General features: G+C 61.7%; 16 protein-coding genes. 5 read left to right on the top strand and 11 right to left on the bottom strand.

Annotated elements, in window-relative coordinates:
- Window positions 1-283: 283 nt before the first annotated feature.
- From OJHNALOF_RS02940 to OJHNALOF_RS02950, 3 genes are all read right to left on the bottom strand, one after another.
- Window positions 284-1186: a LysR substrate-binding domain-containing protein gene (locus tag OJHNALOF_RS02940; RefSeq protein WP_165661103.1), complete on the bottom strand. Its 903-nt coding sequence runs from the start codon at window positions 1184-1186 to the stop codon at window positions 284-286.
- A complete protein-coding gene (locus OJHNALOF_RS02945; protein WP_094201843.1) occupies window positions 1187-2290 on the bottom strand; it encodes a 1-acyl-sn-glycerol-3-phosphate acyltransferase in 1104 nt (367 codons plus the stop codon).
- Window positions 2291-2367: 77 nt separating this feature from the next.
- A complete protein-coding gene (locus OJHNALOF_RS02950) occupies window positions 2368-2955 on the bottom strand; it encodes a LysE family translocator (RefSeq protein ID WP_094201842.1) in 588 nt (195 codons plus the stop codon).
- Window positions 2956-3074: 119 nt separating this feature from the next.
- On the opposite strand from OJHNALOF_RS02950, the gene OJHNALOF_RS02955 reads away from it, so the two are divergent.
- The 3 genes from OJHNALOF_RS02955 to OJHNALOF_RS02965 are packed head-to-tail and all read left to right on the top strand — an operon-like array spanning window position 3075 to window position 5204.
- The gene (locus OJHNALOF_RS02955; RefSeq protein ID WP_165661104.1) at window positions 3075-4055 is read left to right on the top strand and encodes a hydrolase; all 981 of its coding nucleotides are present in this window, start codon (window positions 3075-3077) and stop codon (window positions 4053-4055) included.
- Window positions 4052-4276 (top strand): YheU family protein, encoded by a 225-nt coding sequence (locus OJHNALOF_RS02960; protein ID WP_094201840.1) that lies wholly within the window; start codon window positions 4052-4054, stop codon window positions 4274-4276. The genes OJHNALOF_RS02955 and OJHNALOF_RS02960 overlap by 4 nt, the downstream gene beginning before the upstream one ends.
- A 58-nt stretch (window positions 4277-4334) precedes the next feature.
- Window positions 4335-5204, top strand: coding sequence for a phosphoribulokinase (locus OJHNALOF_RS02965; RefSeq protein ID WP_094201839.1), 870 nt, complete (start codon window positions 4335-4337; stop codon window positions 5202-5204).
- Window positions 5205-5283: 79 nt separating this feature from the next.
- On the opposite strand, the gene OJHNALOF_RS02970 is transcribed toward OJHNALOF_RS02965, so the two are convergent.
- Window positions 5284-5688, bottom strand: coding sequence for an OsmC family protein (locus OJHNALOF_RS02970; RefSeq protein WP_094201838.1), 405 nt, complete (start codon window positions 5686-5688; stop codon window positions 5284-5286).
- A gap of 164 nt (window positions 5689-5852) precedes the next feature.
- On the opposite strand from OJHNALOF_RS02970, the gene crp reads away from it, so the two are divergent.
- Window positions 5853-6491: a cAMP-activated global transcriptional regulator CRP gene (crp, locus tag OJHNALOF_RS02975; RefSeq protein WP_165661105.1), complete on the top strand. Its 639-nt coding sequence runs from the start codon at window positions 5853-5855 to the stop codon at window positions 6489-6491.
- 69 nt (window positions 6492-6560) lie between these two features.
- Complete coding sequence (locus OJHNALOF_RS02980) at window positions 6561-6908, top strand: putative quinol monooxygenase (RefSeq protein WP_094201836.1); 348 nt, start codon at window positions 6561-6563, stop codon at window positions 6906-6908.
- Window positions 6909-7045: 137 nt separating this feature from the next.
- Here OJHNALOF_RS02980 and OJHNALOF_RS02985 read toward each other — a convergent pair whose 3' ends face one another.
- The 7 genes from OJHNALOF_RS02985 to OJHNALOF_RS03015 form a co-directional block, all read right to left on the bottom strand.
- A complete protein-coding gene (locus tag OJHNALOF_RS02985; protein ID WP_094201835.1) occupies window positions 7046-8149 on the bottom strand; it encodes a phosphoribosylaminoimidazolesuccinocarboxamide synthase in 1104 nt (367 codons plus the stop codon).
- Window positions 8150-8248: 99 nt separating this feature from the next.
- On the bottom strand, window positions 8249-8926 hold the full coding sequence (locus tag OJHNALOF_RS02990) for a metal-dependent hydrolase (protein ID WP_165661106.1): 678 nt from the start codon (window positions 8924-8926) through the stop codon (window positions 8249-8251).
- 122 nt (window positions 8927-9048) lie between these two features.
- Window positions 9049-11151: a TonB-dependent siderophore receptor gene (locus OJHNALOF_RS02995; RefSeq protein WP_165661107.1), complete on the bottom strand. Its 2103-nt coding sequence runs from the start codon at window positions 11149-11151 to the stop codon at window positions 9049-9051.
- A 107-nt stretch (window positions 11152-11258) separates the two neighbouring features.
- The gene (locus tag OJHNALOF_RS03000; protein WP_094201832.1) at window positions 11259-12047 is read right to left on the bottom strand and encodes an ABC transporter ATP-binding protein; all 789 of its coding nucleotides are present in this window, start codon (window positions 12045-12047) and stop codon (window positions 11259-11261) included.
- Window positions 12048-12049: 2 nt separating this feature from the next.
- Window positions 12050-13060, bottom strand: a complete 1011-nt coding sequence (locus tag OJHNALOF_RS03005) for an iron ABC transporter permease (RefSeq protein ID WP_165661108.1) — start codon at window positions 13058-13060, stop codon at window positions 12050-12052.
- Window positions 13057-14016 carry an iron ABC transporter permease gene (locus tag OJHNALOF_RS03010; protein ID WP_094201830.1) on the bottom strand — a complete coding sequence of 320 codons (960 nt, stop codon included), beginning with the start codon at window positions 14014-14016 and terminating at the stop codon, window positions 13057-13059. Before OJHNALOF_RS03010 ends, OJHNALOF_RS03005 begins: the two co-directional genes overlap by 4 nt.
- Window positions 14013-14954, bottom strand: coding sequence for an iron-siderophore ABC transporter substrate-binding protein (locus OJHNALOF_RS03015; RefSeq protein ID WP_165661109.1), 942 nt, complete (start codon window positions 14952-14954; stop codon window positions 14013-14015). Before OJHNALOF_RS03015 ends, OJHNALOF_RS03010 begins: the two co-directional genes overlap by 4 nt.
- Between the last annotated feature and the right edge of the window lie 12 nt (window positions 14955-14966).

The raw sequence follows: 14966 nt of genomic DNA on the forward strand, positions 1-14966 counted from the left end.
CAAAGCGCACTGCTTCTCCGGCACGCTGTGAGGGCTTGATACTCCATGCATCAAGCCGCTGCGAACATAATGAATGTTCGGTCGACTTGATGCATTTCGTCACGGCGAGCAAGCTCGCCCCATGTAATCTCCGTCGCGTCATCCCTGACGCGAAGGGCACGGCGAAGCTGACACCCTTTGCCCTCCTTAGCACGCTCGGCGTTCACTGCATACAGACCACGCTGATGCTTCGAGAGCTCAGAACTCAGCAGGCGGCCCTGTCCCAGTCCCTGCTCCCCAATCCCTATTCCCGGCTTTCCAGCGCTTCCTGCTTCAGCCAGTCACGCACCATGGTAATGTCATTGAGGCGTGAAGAGTCGGGCCGCCAGACCAGGTAGTAGCGGTGTTTGGGCGTGAGCTCGGTGGCAAAGGGACGGCACAGCCGGCCCTGGCGCAGCAAATCCGCCACCAGCACCGAACGGCTGAGCGCCACCCCCTGCCCCGCCAGCACCATCTCCAGTCCCAGGTTGCCGTCGTCCACAGTGAGCTGACGACATTGGGGCAAAATGTGCTCATTACCACTCAGGGCCAGCCAGTTGGCCCAGCTCACACCGGCGTATTCGGGGCCAGCCACCAGGGGCAGGCTGATCAAATCCGCCACCCGTTGCAGGCGAGTCGCCAGCGCCGGGGCGCACACCGGAAAGGCGGTGTCGCTCATCAGCAGTTCACTGTGCAACCCGGGGTAATGTCCTTCGCCGTAACGAATGGCCAGATCCACCTCACCGGCGGCAAAATCGGCCAGCTGCTGGCTGGGTTGCAAGCGCAGTTCGAGTTGGGGGTGGGTTTCGGTAAAACGCCATAATCTGGGCATCAGCCAGCGTGCGGCCAGGGATGGCAGCACGCTGACCTGCAGCGGCCCGGCAGCGGGGTGCGCCAATCGAGCCAGGCCGCGCTCCAGAATGGCCAGGCCCTGCTCGGCAAAGGGCAGCAGGGCCTGGCCCTCGGTGGTGAGCATCATACCGCTACCCCGGCGCACAAACAGCCGGCAACCAAGGGACGCTTCAAGATTGCGGATTTGCTGACTGACCGCGGCTTGGGTCACGCACAGCTCACTGGCGGCGGCGGAGTAACTGCCGTGGCGGGCCGCCACGGCAAACACCCTTAACCCGCTTAGCCGGCGGTTGGTGACAAGCCGGGGGTTCAGCACTCAGCCCTTGTTCAGCACCGGCCGGGCATACATGGCCAGCACCCGCTCGCGCAGCTCGGTCGGCACCAGATTCATGTGCCGCTCAAAGGCCTGCCGAGTACCGGAGTCCACTTCTGCGGTCTGCCCCGCCGCCAGCAGGTTGCTGGGGAACAGGTGATAATTGGCGTGAATTTCCCGATCCAACGCCTGCGCCAGCTCATCGGCGTTGTCAAAGTCACCGCCGAGGGGCCGGCCAAAGGCCACATGCACTCGGCCCTTCTGGCCGGTAATGCCCTGCACTATGCTTTGAATGTCCTCGAACTCGCTTTTTTCATAGCGGCCGACCGTTTCCTTGGCGTGCAGCTCCCGGGCCTTGGCCACGTCACCGGGATCGTATTCGTAGGAGATGGACACCGGCACCAGGTTGAGGCTGCGAATGTAGTCGCTGAAGGGAATTTTCTGCCGCTTGCCTTCCATGTAGAACATCTTGAGGATGGCCGGATCCGTCTTGTCGTCCCCGTCCTTGGCCCGGCCTTCCTTCTGGGCGATCCAGATGGAATGACCGTCGTCGAGGGAATGCCGCAAGTAGGCGGACAGTTCGCCAAAGGCCTTCATCATTTCCCGCGGGCCCTTGGCGGAGCGCTTGACGATAAAGCTCTTGTTAAGCTTCATCAGCTCGGTGGAGCAGGGCTTGCGCAGCAGGTTGTCGCCGATGGCAATGCGCACCGTGTCCATGTCGTGGGTATACAGGCCCCAGTTGACAAAGGCCGGATCGAGGGCGATGTCCCTGTGGTTGGAGATAAACAGGTAGCCGGTGCCGGGCTGCAGGTGTTCCAGTCCGGAATAGGTCACGCCCGCCGTGGTGCTGGAAATCATCTTTTCCATGAATTTGGCCACTTCCAGCTGCACCTGGTGCACACTGGTCACATGGCGCCAGCGCCAGCCCAGATATAGCCGGATCAGCCGCTTGACCAGGCCGCCGCCCAGGCGAGACAGGCAGGCAAAACGATAGTGTGCGATGGCGCCGATAAATTCGTCGTCGGCAATCAGCCGCTCAATGGCGCCGGCGACTTCGTCATCCCGGTAAGGACGAATATCTTTAAATAAATCTGTGTCAGAAACCATGAAAGCCTTGGATCGAGGACAAAAAACCGGCCAGATTTTACACCCTTTACGCCCAAACTCTAACGATTAACCGAAAATCAGTACCAGATCATGGCCACGCAGGCGGCGGTGAGTGCGCCCATGGCACGGTTGAAGCGGCGCCAGTCGGCCTCGGTGCGCAGCCAGCGCCGCACCCGCATGCCCAGCAGGGCCCACAGGTGGCCGGTCACCATGCCAAAGAACAGAAACACCCCCAGCACCGCCAGGGCCGACGGCCAGTAATGCTCTCCGGCCAGGGTAAAGCCGCTGATGGCGGAAATGGCCATCAGCCAGGATTTGGGGTTGAGAAACTGAAACAGCGCGCCCTGACCCCAGCTCATGCTGCGCTCGCCGGCGTCGGGCGCCGACGCCATGGCGATGCGCCAGGCCAGCCATAGCAGGTAGGCACTGCCCGCCAGTTTCAGCGCCCACTGCAGCGCCGGCCACAGTTCAAACAGCCGCCCCAGCCCGAGCGCGGTCAGCAGCAGCAGGCCCTGCAATCCCAGCATGATGCCCAACAGCAAGCGCAGGCTGGCGATGTAACCAAAACGGCTGCCGGCACTGGCCAGCAGCAGGTTGTTGGGGCCGGGCGTGCCGCAGGCCGCCAGGGCAAAGCCGGCCACCGGGCCAAGCAGGGCGATATCCATGTTACCGTGTCACCATAGGAAATAAGCACCTCTGTTTTACTCGATTTTATTTTCAACGCCCAGTATTTTATTCGGCAGCGGCCCCCGATCGCCGCCTTCAATCACCAGCACAGGACACCATGATTCGCTCCAGCCAATTCCAATCTCCCTGGTGGGCCCGCAATCCGCACCTGCAGACCATACTGGCCCGCGCCCTGCACCGCTCTCGCCAGCACTGCCAGGGCGAGCGTCTGGAGCTGCCCGACGGCGACTTTGTCGATCTGGCCTGGGCCACGCCCGAGCTGGACGGCTCATCCCCGCTGGTGGTGCTGTTTCACGGCCTGGAAGGCTGCGTGCAGTCTCATTATGTGCAGGGCATGATGGCGGCGCTGCACGCGCGCGGCTGGCAACCGGTGCTGATGCATTTTCGCGGCTGCAGTGGCGAACCCAACCGGCTACTGCGGGCCTACCATTCCGGTGAAACCGAAGACCCGGCCTTTGTGCTCGACACCCTGCGCCGGCGCTTTCCCGGCCGGCCCATGGCCGCCATCGGCTATTCCCTGGGTGGCAACATGCTGATCAACTACCTGGCCCGGCACCGCCGCAACCCGCTGTCTGCCGCCGTGGTGGTGTCGGCGCCCCTGCAACTGGCGGTCTGTGCCGACCGCATTGACCGGGGGCTGTCGCGGCTGTATCAGCGCTATCTGCTGGGCCGCATGAAACACAACTGGCGCCGGCGCCTGGCCCGCCACCCCGACGCCGCCTTTCGGCCCGACGTGGGCGCCATCGCCAGCCTGCGGGAGTTTGATGAGCGCATTACCGCGCCCCTGCACGGCTTTGCCGGTGCCGACGATTACTACCATCGCTGCTCCGGCCTGCCCAGGCTGGCCGACATCGTAACCCCAACCCTGGTGCTGCACGCCGCCGACGATCCCTTTATGACCGAGGCGGTCATTCCCGAAGCGGACGTCCTGCCCCCGGCCATTACCTATGAACTCAGCCGCCACGGCGGCCATGTGGGCTTTATGCAGGGTGCGCCCTGGCGGCCGCGTTACTGGCTGGAACAACGGATTCCGGACTGGCTGGGCGGGCACTGGCCCCCAACACAGGAAAACGCATGATTATTCCCTTTCGTGATTTGCCCGAAGACACCCTGAACAATTTGATCGAGCACTTTGTACTGCAGGAAGGCACCGAATACGGCGAGCAGGACGTCAGCCTTGAACAAAAAGTATTCGAAGTAAAACAGCAACTTGAGCGGGGCGAAGCGGTCATCGTGTTCAGTGAACTGCACGAAACCGTGAACATAGTGCCCGCCGACCGCTTTGGTCACAAACCTTGACCTGAGCCCGACGCCCTGCGTATAAACACTCACAGTTTCAACAATTTTAAGGTTCGTCATGTCCGCCAAGCACCCCATCATAGCGGTGACCGGCTCTTCGGGTGCCGGCACATCGACCTCCACCGACGTGTTCCAGTCCATGTTTGCCCAGCTCGGGGTCAAGGCCGCCGTGCTCGAAGGGGACAGCTTTCACCGTTACACTCGGCCGGAGATGGACGTGGCCATTCGCCGGGCTCGGGAGCAGGGCCGGCACATCAGCTATTTCGGCCCCGAGGCCAACGACTTCGAGCTGCTGGAGCAGTTCTTCAAGGAATATGGCGACACCGGCTCCGGTCAGTTCCGCCGCTATCTGCATACCTTTGACGAGGCGGTACCCTTTAACCAGATGCCGGGCACCTTTACCCCCTGGCAGCAGCTGCCCGACGACACCAACCTGCTGTTTTATGAAGGCCTGCACGGCGGCGTGGTGACCGACGATCACAACGTGGCCCAGCATGTGGACCTGCTGGTGGGCATGGTGCCCATCGTCAACCTGGAGTGGATTCAAAAGCTCATTCGCGACACCGCCGAGCGCGGCCATTCCCGGGAGGCGGTCACCGACTCCATCGTGCGCTCAATGGAAGACTACATCAACTTCATTACCCCGCAGTTTTCCCGCACCCATATCAACTTTCAGCGGGTGCCCACGGTGGACACGTCAAACCCGTTCAGCGCCAAGATCATTCCCAGCCTGGATGAAAGCATGATGGTGATTCGCTTTCGCGGCATCAAAAACGTGGACTTTCCCTATTTGCTGGCGATGATCGACGGCTCCTTTATGTCCCGGCGCAATACCATAGTGGTGCCCGGCGGCAAAATGGGCTTTGCCATGGAGCTGATTTTACGGCCCATGCTGGAGCAATTGCTGGAGACCGGCAAAATTCGCTGAGTGCGCCCCGCGCCAGTCCAAAAGCAAAATGCCGGAGATATTCCGGCATTTTTAATGGGCGGGAGCCAATACAGTGAACTCAGGCTTCGCGAATTTCGTAAGACGAGGTAATGGTCACGGCCTTTTCCAGCATCTTGATCACCGAGCAGTATTTTTCCATCGACAATGACACCGCTCGTTCCACCTGCTTTTCCGACAGCTCGCGGCCGGTCACCACGAAATTAAGGTGAATGGAGGTAAAGACACGAGGCGGGTTTTCCGCCCGCTCGGCGCTAAGCTCCGCCTCGCAGCCGGTAATGGCCTGACGGCTTTTTTCCAGGATCATGACCACATCGATGGCACTGCAACCGCCGGCGCCCAGCAGCACCGCTTCCATGGGGCTGGCGCCCTGGCCCGGATTGGTGCCGTCCAGAATCATTTTGTGGCCGGACTCGGATACGCCCTCAAAGCACAGGTCCTGCAACCAGCTGATCTTGGCTTTCATAATTATCTCCTCCTGAAAAAGCGCATAGTAGCCTATTGCCCCGACGGGATAAAAGCGGCCCGGCTCTTGATGAAGGCTGCCAAGCCTTTTATGCTAGCCGCTCACCCACGCAACTAGGTATAAGGCCAGGCCGCAAGGACCGGGCCGACTCGAGAGGAAGACGCATGGTTATCGGCAAGCCCCAAAGTGACCCGACCCTGGAATGGTTTTTGTCACATTGCCATATTCACAAGTATCCGGCCAAGAGCTCATTGATCCACGCGGGCGAAAAGGCGGAAACCCTTTATTACATCGTCAAGGGCTCGGTCGCCGTGCTGATCAAGGATGAAGATGGCAAGGAAATGATACTGTCTTACCTGAACCAGGGTGATTTCATCGGCGAATTGGGTCTGTTTGAAGAGACCGAAAACCCGGTGCGTACCGCCTGGGTTCGAGCCAAGTCTCCCTGTGAAGTGGCCGAGATTTCCTACAAGAAGTTTCGCCAGCTGATCCAGGTGAACCCGGAGATCCTGATTCGGCTGTCGGCCCAGATGGCCACCCGGCTGCAGACCACCAGTCAGAAGGTGGGCGATCTGGCCTTCCTGGACGTGACCGGCCGCATTGCCGAAACCCTGCTGAACCTGGCGCGCCAGCCCGATGCCATGACCCACCCCGACGGCATGCAGATCAAGATCACCCGTCAGGAGATCGGCCAGATCGTGGGCTGCTCCCGGGAAACCGTGGGCCGCATTCTGAAAATGCTGGAAGAGCAGAACCTGATCACCGCCCACGGCAAGACCATAGTGGTGTTCGGCACCCGCTGAGCATTCAAGCCGTTTGTTGCAACGCCACCATAACGGTGGCGTTTTTGTTTTTTATTACGAGGAAACACCATGTCGAGCCGAGTCTATTGCATTGCCGCCTTTCAGCCCAAGCCGGGCAAGGAGCGGGAACTGTTTCGTGTATTGCAGGCGCTTGAAGCCGACACCCTGCGTGAAGATGGCTGCATTCAGTATCGAGTGACCCGCCGGCTCGACAGCCCCTTTGCCGGCGGCAGCAGTTTTCCGCTGGTGTTCAACGAGATCTGGGCCGATATGGCGAGCTTTGAAGCCCACTGCCAGCGCAGTGGCATTCAGGCATTTTTTGAGGCCCACTGCGTCAGCCCCGACGGCCTGGTGGCCGAGCACAATGTGTGCATCTACACCGACGAGCCGGAAGACTTTGACGCCCCGCGTTTTTGAATGAGCACTGACGTCGCCGGTAAACATTGCCTGCCCCAACACACCTGACTCATCAGACATAAAAATGCCGGGAAACTCCCGGCATCTAGCAAACGGCTTGTGTTGAGGCCCGCCCCTTTGTTCGACTGACGCCGAGCTTAATCCACCAGGCCGTAGTCGTCGCGCAGAATGGCGATAATGTCGGCCTTGGGATTGTCGGAAAGTTCCAGTTTTCGGCCGGTGATTTTCTCGGCGATACCCACATAGGTGCTGGAGATTTTCATCAGCACGTCCACCGGCAGGGCGTTGTCACGGGCCAGGGCCTCACGCTCGGGCATGCGCTCCTTGTTGAGCAAAATGTCCGGGTCGGGGAAATGCTTGAGCAGCAACTGACGGAAGTCCTCTTTCGAGTTTTCCACGATGCGCCCTTCCCGGTAGGCCGGACCATCCCAGATGCGGGACGAGTCGGGAGTGCCCACCTCGTCCATGTAGATCAGCTTTTCATTGCCCTCGTCATCGGTGACATAACCAAACTCGAACTTGGTATCCACAAACACCTGATCGATCTTGGCAAGCTCCTGGCTTATCACCTCAAAACCTTCCTTCAGCAGACGCTCATAGCGGGCGATGTCGTCCTGGCTTTTAAAGTTAAAGGCGGCGAAGTTGTCTTCAATATTTTGCCGAGTGATGTTGACGTCATCCGCTTCCGGCACCCCGGGAATGCCCTTGAGAATGCCCTTGGTGGACGGGGTCATCAGCAGCTCGGGCAGCTTCTGATCCTTTTTCAGGCCCTCGGGCAGGCGAATGCCGCAGAACTCCCGCTCGCCCTTTTCATAGCTGCGCCACATGGAGCCGGTGATGTACTGGCGGCAGATGGCCTCGATTTTCACCGGCGTGGCCTTTTGCACGATCCACACAAAGGGATGGGGAATATCGAGAATGTGACTATCGGCCAATCCCTGCTCCCTGAACAGACGAAACCAGTGATTGGAGATGGCGTTGAGCGCCGCGCCCTTACCGGGCACACCGTTCAGGCCCTCTTCGCCATGCCAGATGCAGTCAAAGGCGGAGATGCGATCGCTGATCACCATGATCGCCAGGGGGGCATCGGGGGCCACCTTATAGCCTTTTTCCCGAATCAGCCGGCGGCTGTCTTCTTCGGTCAGCCAGTAAACGGAGCGCACCTTGCCGCTGTGCACCGGCTGGCGGGTTCGAATGGGAAGATCGTTGTTAACGGCCAAAACCTTGTCTGCGAGGCTCATCACTTGTGTCCTGTGTGTGGAGTATTGAAGCGTCGCTGCCCACCGGCCCGGCGTTGTTGTGGAGTTATTAAGAGGGACGGCGCCAACAGCGCCGCCATTCTACCAGATGTGGGAAACCGGCAATAGCCGCGCCAGCAGCTCGCTCAGCCCGGGTTGTGCCGGCGCCAGCCACCAGCTACCGGCCAGCAGCGCCAGCAACAGCAGGTTGGGCAGCGGCGCCGGCCACTCTATGAGTTTGAGCGCGGTGCCGAATGACTTCTTGATGCGCCGCCCTTCCAGATCAATGCTGTACAGCTCATCCAGCAGCAGGTGAATGCAGGCCCCGAGAAACACAAACAAGCCGGTAAGCCAGGCCATGTCAGCGTCAAGCCCGAACAGCCGCTCCCCCAGCACCACGGTCACCAGGCCAAACACCCCATTGGCCAGCAGGGAATGCAGGCTGGCCCGGTGCACGGTAAAACGGGCGAAGGCCCAGCACAGCGGGTAGCGCACCAGTGCATAGCCCACCGCCCCCAGCACCAGGGTGTCGACCAGCGACAGGTGCTGCTGACCAAACAGCAGCGCCAGCATGGCCGCCAGGCCGCCGAACAGCCGAAAGACAATGTCCAGCGACCGGGAAGAGTCCGAGTCCATGTCCGGCAATATGCCCCCCAGACTGCCCGCCAGCCACAACAGCGCGCCTTCGGCCGGGTTGGCCTCGCCGGCCCACACCATGCCGGCGGCCAGCAGGCCGCTGGCCGCGCTCGCCACCTGAATATGGGTTCTGAAATTCGCCATCGACCACATTACCCCGGCGTCATAAAAGAGGCCGAGTCTAGCACGAGGGTACTGGACAAAAAAACAGGGGCTGCCTTGGCAGCCCCTGTGGTGGTGCAATCATGCGACCAGATTGGTCCGGCTCAGAAGTTGAGCTGCCCCTCCAGCACATAGGTACGGCCGGGCATGGGCAGGCGGCCCACCGGGCTGACATCAACACCGCGGAAGTAGGCGTCGTCATCCAGCAGATTATTCACCCCCAGACCCACATTCAGGGTCATGTCGTTACCGAGGGGGATGTCCCGACCCAGGCGAGTGTTAACCAGGGTGTAGGACGGCAGCTCGCCGGCACTGCCATTGGCCGTCTCCTCGACGGTATTGGCGGCATCGCTAAAGCTTTTTGATGTATAGGATGCGGTGGCACTGGCGGTCCACAGACCGGTGCGATAAACGGCGTCGGCGCTGACGTGATGGCGCGGTGCGTTGGGCAGGTCCTTACCATTGTTGTCGCCGCTCAACTGCTCGCTGTCGAGGAAGGTATAGCCCAGGCCCAGTTCGAGCTCGCTCACGGGCGACCAGCGCCCTTCCAGCTCAATGCCCTGTTGGCGGGTTTCACCCAGGTTCTCATACACACTCTCGGTCCTGTTGAACTGGATCTGATCCTCGTAGTCGATCCGGAACAGGGTGGCGGTGGTCTGCAGGTTGCTGTAAGGCTGCCAGCGGGCGCCCAGCTCGTAGTTCCAGGCGGTTTCGTTGGCGACAGCCCCCTCACGGATCACCTGGGCGGTCTGTACCGGTACCAGGGAGCGCTGCACATTAGCGAACAGGAACACCTTATCGGTGGCCTGCAGGCCCACGGTCAGGCCCGGCAGCCATTCTGAAGCGTGGTTGTCGCTGATGGCGCCGGAGTTATCATCCCGGTAATCGGTGCGCACTTCTTCATAACGAATGCCCGGAGTAACGGCCAGGCGATCATCCCATAGCTTGATGGTATCGCTGACATAAGCGGCGTAGGCATTGGTGGTAAAATCCCAGTCCCGCACGGTATCGTTATAGCTGCCATCGGCCAGGGTCAGGCGGTTAACATCGAACTCCACCTCTTCACGCACATAGCGGCCGCCCAGCATAATGGTATGGTTATCCAGCTGTTTGGTGATGCGCGGCTCGGTACCATAAACATGGAAAAGACGGGGTGAGTCCGCCACATGGCTGCTGGTTGCCTCAGGATCGGCCCAGTTGCCACCAGACGTCAGATCCTGACCAAAGAAGAAAGTACGATCTGCCCGATGGGCAAAGTTACGCCACTGGAATTCGACATCATCACTGGGGGTATGAATCCAGGTCAGGGTAGCCCGCCACATATCGGCATCATAACCATCGTGAGGACGCTGAGACTGGTTGCGATCCGACTGGTAGGCCGCCGGGCTCAGGGCACCGGGCAAATCGGCGGTCACATCGTAATACTGCAGCTGGGCCTTGAACTCGTTAATGTCGTCGGCGAAATAGTCGACATCGAGGATGTAGTTCTGCACCTCGGTATCGGAATGATCCCGAAAGCCGTTGCCCTTCAGCAGGTTGGCCTGAAACTGCAGGCCCAGGTTATCGGTGACGAAGCCACCCGCACGATAGTAGGTATCGGTGAGCACATGGCCGGTATCTTCGGCGATCAGCAGGCGTTCGCGCAGGGTCTGTTCAAAGGCATTGGGAATGGGTCTGGTCACCAGGTTGAGCACGCCGCCCACGTTGTTAGGGCCATAGTGCACGGCGGCACCGCCCCGGGCGATATCCACCGCCTCCAGGCTGGGCAGGGTCACCGGAAACAGCGACACGCCCACATTGGTATAGGGACCGATGGCCACCGGGTAACCGTCCACCAGCAGTTGCACTCGTTCGCTGCGCAGCGGGTTGAGGCCGCGTACCCCGATATTGGGCAGAATGCCGGTGCCGGTTTCGTCCAGCACCTGAACACCGGGCACTCGGCGCAGGGCGTCTTCCAGGTTGAGGGCGCCACGCTCGTGCAATTCTTCGCTTTCCACCACGTTGCGGGCACCGGTGTAAGTCTTGACGGCTTCCTTGCTGGGGGCACCCAGCCAATCCCCTTCCACCACAATCTGATCCAGTTCAGTGCTGGCGACTTCTTCGGCGGACAGCGGCAAGGCCGGCATCAGTGCCAGGCTGACCAGAATACTTAACGGACGACGGCTGAAGCCGGCCACGGCAGGCTTCACAATCCCTGTAGATGACATAAACAAAACCCAAATGATAATGATTGACTCTTAGTGTTTGGGTATTGTTTTTTATGTGACCTTTCATTTCAATAAAAAATTGAACTTTTTTGAATTTCTGTGACGACTTACCTGGCCGTGCCCCGCGCCAGGGCATGATGAACACCGTCTTCATCCCGCAGAATACGGGCGTCCACTCCGAACACCTCGGCCAGCAGGGCCGGCGTCAGCACCTCGGCTGGACTGCCTTCTCGCACCAGACGGCCCGCCCGCATCACCACCAGGTGCTGGGCGTAGCGGGCCGCCTGATTCAGCTCATGCAGCGACATCAGCACCGACAACCCCTGCTCCCGATGCAGCTGCCCCAGCAGCTCCAGGGTTTCCAGCTGGTAGCCCCAGTCCAGGTAGGTAGTAGGCTCGTCCAGCAGCAGCAGGCCGGCCTGCTGGGCCAGGGCCATGGCGATCCACACTCGCTGCTGCTGGCCACCGGACAGGCTGCGCAGCGGCTTGTCGGCCAGCTCGGCCACGCCGGTCTGGCCCATGGCCCAGTCCACCCGGTCGAGATCTTCCTGCCCGGGACGGCGCCACAGCCCCAGGTGAGGGTAACGCCCCAGCATCACCAGCTGGCGCACATGAATTTCATCCGGTGCCGTGGGTTGCTGAGGCATAAAGGCTAGCCGCCGGGCCAGGGCCTGCCGGGGCCACTGCGCCAGCTCTCGCCCCTGCAGGCGAATGCTGCCGGCCTGGGGCCTGAGCAGTCCGGCCAGCCCCTTGAGCAGGGTACTCTTGCCGCAACCATTGGGCCCCAGCAGGGCACAGACGCCGGGTTCCAGCTTGAGGCTGATGCCGTTGACGATGGCTTGCTGGCCGGCGCGCCCCTGGCCATAGCCAAGGCTGAGGTTGTCGATTTCCAGCATGTTCATACCTTGCGATTGAGCAAATAAAGAAAGAAGGGGCAACCGATAAGGGCGGTCACCACCCCCACCGGTAACTCGAACGGGCTCATCACCACTCGCCCCAGGGTATCGCCGGCCACCACCAGTAAGGCGCCCAGCCAGATGCAGCCCCACAACTGATCGACAATGCGGTTGGGATAAAGCCTTCGGGCCAGCCAGGGCACCAGAATGCCGACAAAGCCGACCGGGCCGCTCATGGCCACGGCGCTGGCCGCCAGGGCCACCGCCAGCGTCAGCATCAGGCCGTTCCAGCGGGTCACGTTAAAGCCCAGGGTCTGCGTTTTTTGAGCATCCAGGCTGAGCAGCAGCATGGGCCGGGACAGCAGGGTTACCAGGGGCAGCAGCACCAGGCTCCAGGGCAGCAGGGCCCACAGCCGCTCCCAGCCGGCACCATACAGGGTGCCCGCCAGCCAGAGAATAATCACCTCGCTGCTGGCCTGCCCCCACAACACCAGGGCGCCCATCAGCAATGCCGAAAAGAGGGCGGCGCAGGTGGCGCCCACCACCGCCAGCCGCACCGGGCTGAGTCCGGTGCGGCGCCACAGCCACCACAGCAAGGCCCCCGCCAGCAGGCCGCCCGTCAGGGTCAGCCAGGGTAACCAGGCCAGGGTGACCGGCACCAGCTGGTAGGCGGTATCCTGTCCCATCAACCGGCCCAGCACGACAAACACAATGACCGCCGCCAGGCCGCTGCCGGAGGAAATGCCCAGCACCCCGGCATCGGCCAGGGGGTTGCGGGTGATCAGCTGCAGCAGGTAACCGGCCAGGGCAAAATGCGCACCAACCAGGCCTCCCAGCAGCACCCGGGGCAGGCGGTAATCGAGCACCACCCGCTGCAGGTGCGCACCGGCTTCACCGGCCATCAATTCGATCAGGTTGCCGGACTGCACCTGCACCGCTCCCTGCACCAGGGCGGTCAGGGCAGCCAGCAACAGCAGCAGGGGCAGTCCCAATACCGACAGCAGCCGCGTCATAGCTTTTCCCTTACCATCAGTTGCAACAACAGGGGCCCGCCCAGCAGGGCGGTCATGACTCCTAACGGAATCTCCTGGGCGGTACCGGGCAGCCGGGCCAGCACATCGGCCCCCATCAGCAGCACCCCGCCCAGCAGCAGGCACAGTCCAAAGGGTTGCCGCCGCTCCGGCCAGAGAAAGCGCACCAGGTGTGGCGCCAGCAGCCCCACAAACCCGATGGGGCCGGCCACCGCCACCGTTGAGGTGGCCAGCAGGGTCGCCAGCAGCAAATACCAGGCGCGCCAGCGCGCCGGCCGAATTCCCAGGCTGAGGGCCATGTCATCGCCATTTTCCAGCACCGCCAGGTTGCGCCGGGTCAGCCACAGCGCCAGCAGGGCCGGCACCACACACCACAGCAACAACTGCAGCTGTGGCCAGCTGCGTCCGGCCACGCCCCCCGCCATCCAGAACAGAAACTCGCCGGCGTCCGCCTCCGCCCGCAGTAACAGGGTGGTGGTCAGGCCGCCACAGAGGGCGGTAACCGCCACCCCGGCCAGCACAATACGGGTAGGTTGCAGCTGTCGTCCCCCCGCCAATAACAGGGTCAGCAGGCCGGCCACCAAGCCGCCGGCCATTGCCAGCCAGGGGGTCAGACCAATACCGGCCTGCCCCAGCAAAATGCCGGCGACCACCGCCAGCGCCGCGCCGGCAGACACGCCGGTCAGGGCGGGAGACGCCAGCGGGTTGCGGCTGACCCGCTGCATCACCAGGCCAGACAATGCCAGACAACCGCCCACCACAAAGGCCAGCAGTGCCCGGGGCAGGCGCAATTCCCACACCACCACCTGGGCCAGGCCATCGCCCTGCCCTTGCAGCGCGGCCCACAACCGTTCCGTACCGAGAGGGACATGACCCGCCGCCAGTCCGCCCCACAACAGCAGCGGCATCATGGCCGCCAACAGCAGTTGCAACTTCATGAGAACGGCTTGACCGCCAGCTCGGCCGGCAAGGCTGTCGGGGCCTCAAACAATGCCGGATAGGCCAGGTGCCCCAGCTGTTGCAATATGAGCGTACGAGCAATGGGACCGCCCCCTTCCTTCCAGTGGTACCCCACCGAGTAGACGCGCTGGTTCTTGACCGCCTTCAGGTATTTCCACAACGGATTTTTGACGAAGGCCCTGGGCTGGGCGCTGGGAAACAACACCAGAATATCCGGATCGGCGGCCAGCAGCTGCTCAAGGGGCATGCGAAAGCCAAAGGGCAGCTTGCCCGGCCATTCGGGGCTGGCACCGGCCACGTTGTTCAGGCCCAGGGCCGAGGCCAGCTCCACCGGCAGAAAGTGATCGTAATAGACAAAGGGCTGCTCACTGGCGGTGACCAGCATGGCAATGCTTTGCCCGCTTCGCTCGCCTATCCGTTCCGCCATTTGCGCCAGGGTTTGCTCGAACTCCCGGTTGAGTTCCTCGGCCTGCTGGGGCTTGCCCACCAGGGTACCGATGTCGGTCACCGCCTTCAGGCTGTCTTTCAGGGTCAGATCATCAAAGGCCGCGTAGGGCGCGATGGCCTGCAGCCTGTCGGCATGAGATTCGGTGTAACGGCGCACCGCCAGTACCAGATCCGGCGCCTGCTCGGACAACAACTCCAGATTGGGCTGTCCTCGCGCGCCCAGGCTCACCGCCTGCGACACTCCCTGTCCCAGGTAAGTGGGCCTGTCCTGCCGGCCGAACTGGGTTACCGCCACCGGGGTTTCCCCCAACGCTACCAGGGCATCGGCGGCAAAGGCGGACACCGCGGCCGAACGGCTCGCCGGCTGCGCCAGGGTAATGTCAGCCCCTCTGTCATCGGTAATGCTCACCTCGGCCTGTGCCTGGCAGGCCAGGCTACCCAGCAACAGCGCCGTGAAGATAAACCTCATTCGAAACCTCTC

Source organism: Oceanimonas sp. MB9 (assembly GCF_011319775.1).
In the GTDB taxonomy this organism is placed as follows: Bacteria; Pseudomonadota; Gammaproteobacteria; order Enterobacterales; family Aeromonadaceae; genus Oceanimonas; species Oceanimonas doudoroffii.

Excerpts from the sequence above, each read along its gene's own strand:
- OJHNALOF_RS02980 (WP_094201836.1), top strand. The coding sequence starts at position 6,561 with ATGTCGAGCCGAGTCTATTGCATTGCCGCCTTTCAGCCCAAGCCGGGC.
- OJHNALOF_RS02970 (WP_094201838.1), bottom strand. The coding sequence starts at position 5,688 with ATGAAAGCCAAGATCAGCTGGTTGCAGGACCTGTGCTTTGAGGGCGTA.
- OJHNALOF_RS02995 (WP_165661107.1), bottom strand. The coding sequence starts at position 11,151 with ATGTCATCTACAGGGATTGTGAAGCCTGCCGTGGCCGGCTTCAGCCGT.
- OJHNALOF_RS03010 (WP_094201830.1), bottom strand. The coding sequence starts at position 14,016 with ATGAAGTTGCAACTGCTGTTGGCGGCCATGATGCCGCTGCTGTTGTGG.
- OJHNALOF_RS03005 (WP_165661108.1), bottom strand. The coding sequence starts at position 13,060 with ATGACGCGGCTGCTGTCGGTATTGGGACTGCCCCTGCTGCTGTTGCTG.
- OJHNALOF_RS02990 (WP_165661106.1), bottom strand. The coding sequence starts at position 8,926 with ATGGCGAATTTCAGAACCCATATTCAGGTGGCGAGCGCGGCCAGCGGC.
- OJHNALOF_RS02960 (WP_094201840.1), top strand. The coding sequence starts at position 4,052 with ATGATTATTCCCTTTCGTGATTTGCCCGAAGACACCCTGAACAATTTG.
- OJHNALOF_RS02965 (WP_094201839.1), top strand. The coding sequence starts at position 4,335 with ATGTCCGCCAAGCACCCCATCATAGCGGTGACCGGCTCTTCGGGTGCC.
- OJHNALOF_RS02955 (WP_165661104.1), top strand. The coding sequence starts at position 3,075 with ATGATTCGCTCCAGCCAATTCCAATCTCCCTGGTGGGCCCGCAATCCG.
- crp (WP_165661105.1), top strand. The coding sequence starts at position 5,853 with ATGGTTATCGGCAAGCCCCAAAGTGACCCGACCCTGGAATGGTTTTTG.
- OJHNALOF_RS02945 (WP_094201843.1), bottom strand. The coding sequence starts at position 2,290 with ATGGTTTCTGACACAGATTTATTTAAAGATATTCGTCCTTACCGGGAT.
- OJHNALOF_RS03000 (WP_094201832.1), bottom strand. The coding sequence starts at position 12,047 with ATGCTGGAAATCGACAACCTCAGCCTTGGCTATGGCCAGGGGCGCGCC.
- OJHNALOF_RS02985 (WP_094201835.1), bottom strand. The coding sequence starts at position 8,149 with ATGAGCCTCGCAGACAAGGTTTTGGCCGTTAACAACGATCTTCCCATT.
- OJHNALOF_RS03015 (WP_165661109.1), bottom strand. The coding sequence starts at position 14,954 with ATGAGGTTTATCTTCACGGCGCTGTTGCTGGGTAGCCTGGCCTGCCAG.
- OJHNALOF_RS02950 (WP_094201842.1), bottom strand. The coding sequence starts at position 2,955 with ATGGATATCGCCCTGCTTGGCCCGGTGGCCGGCTTTGCCCTGGCGGCC.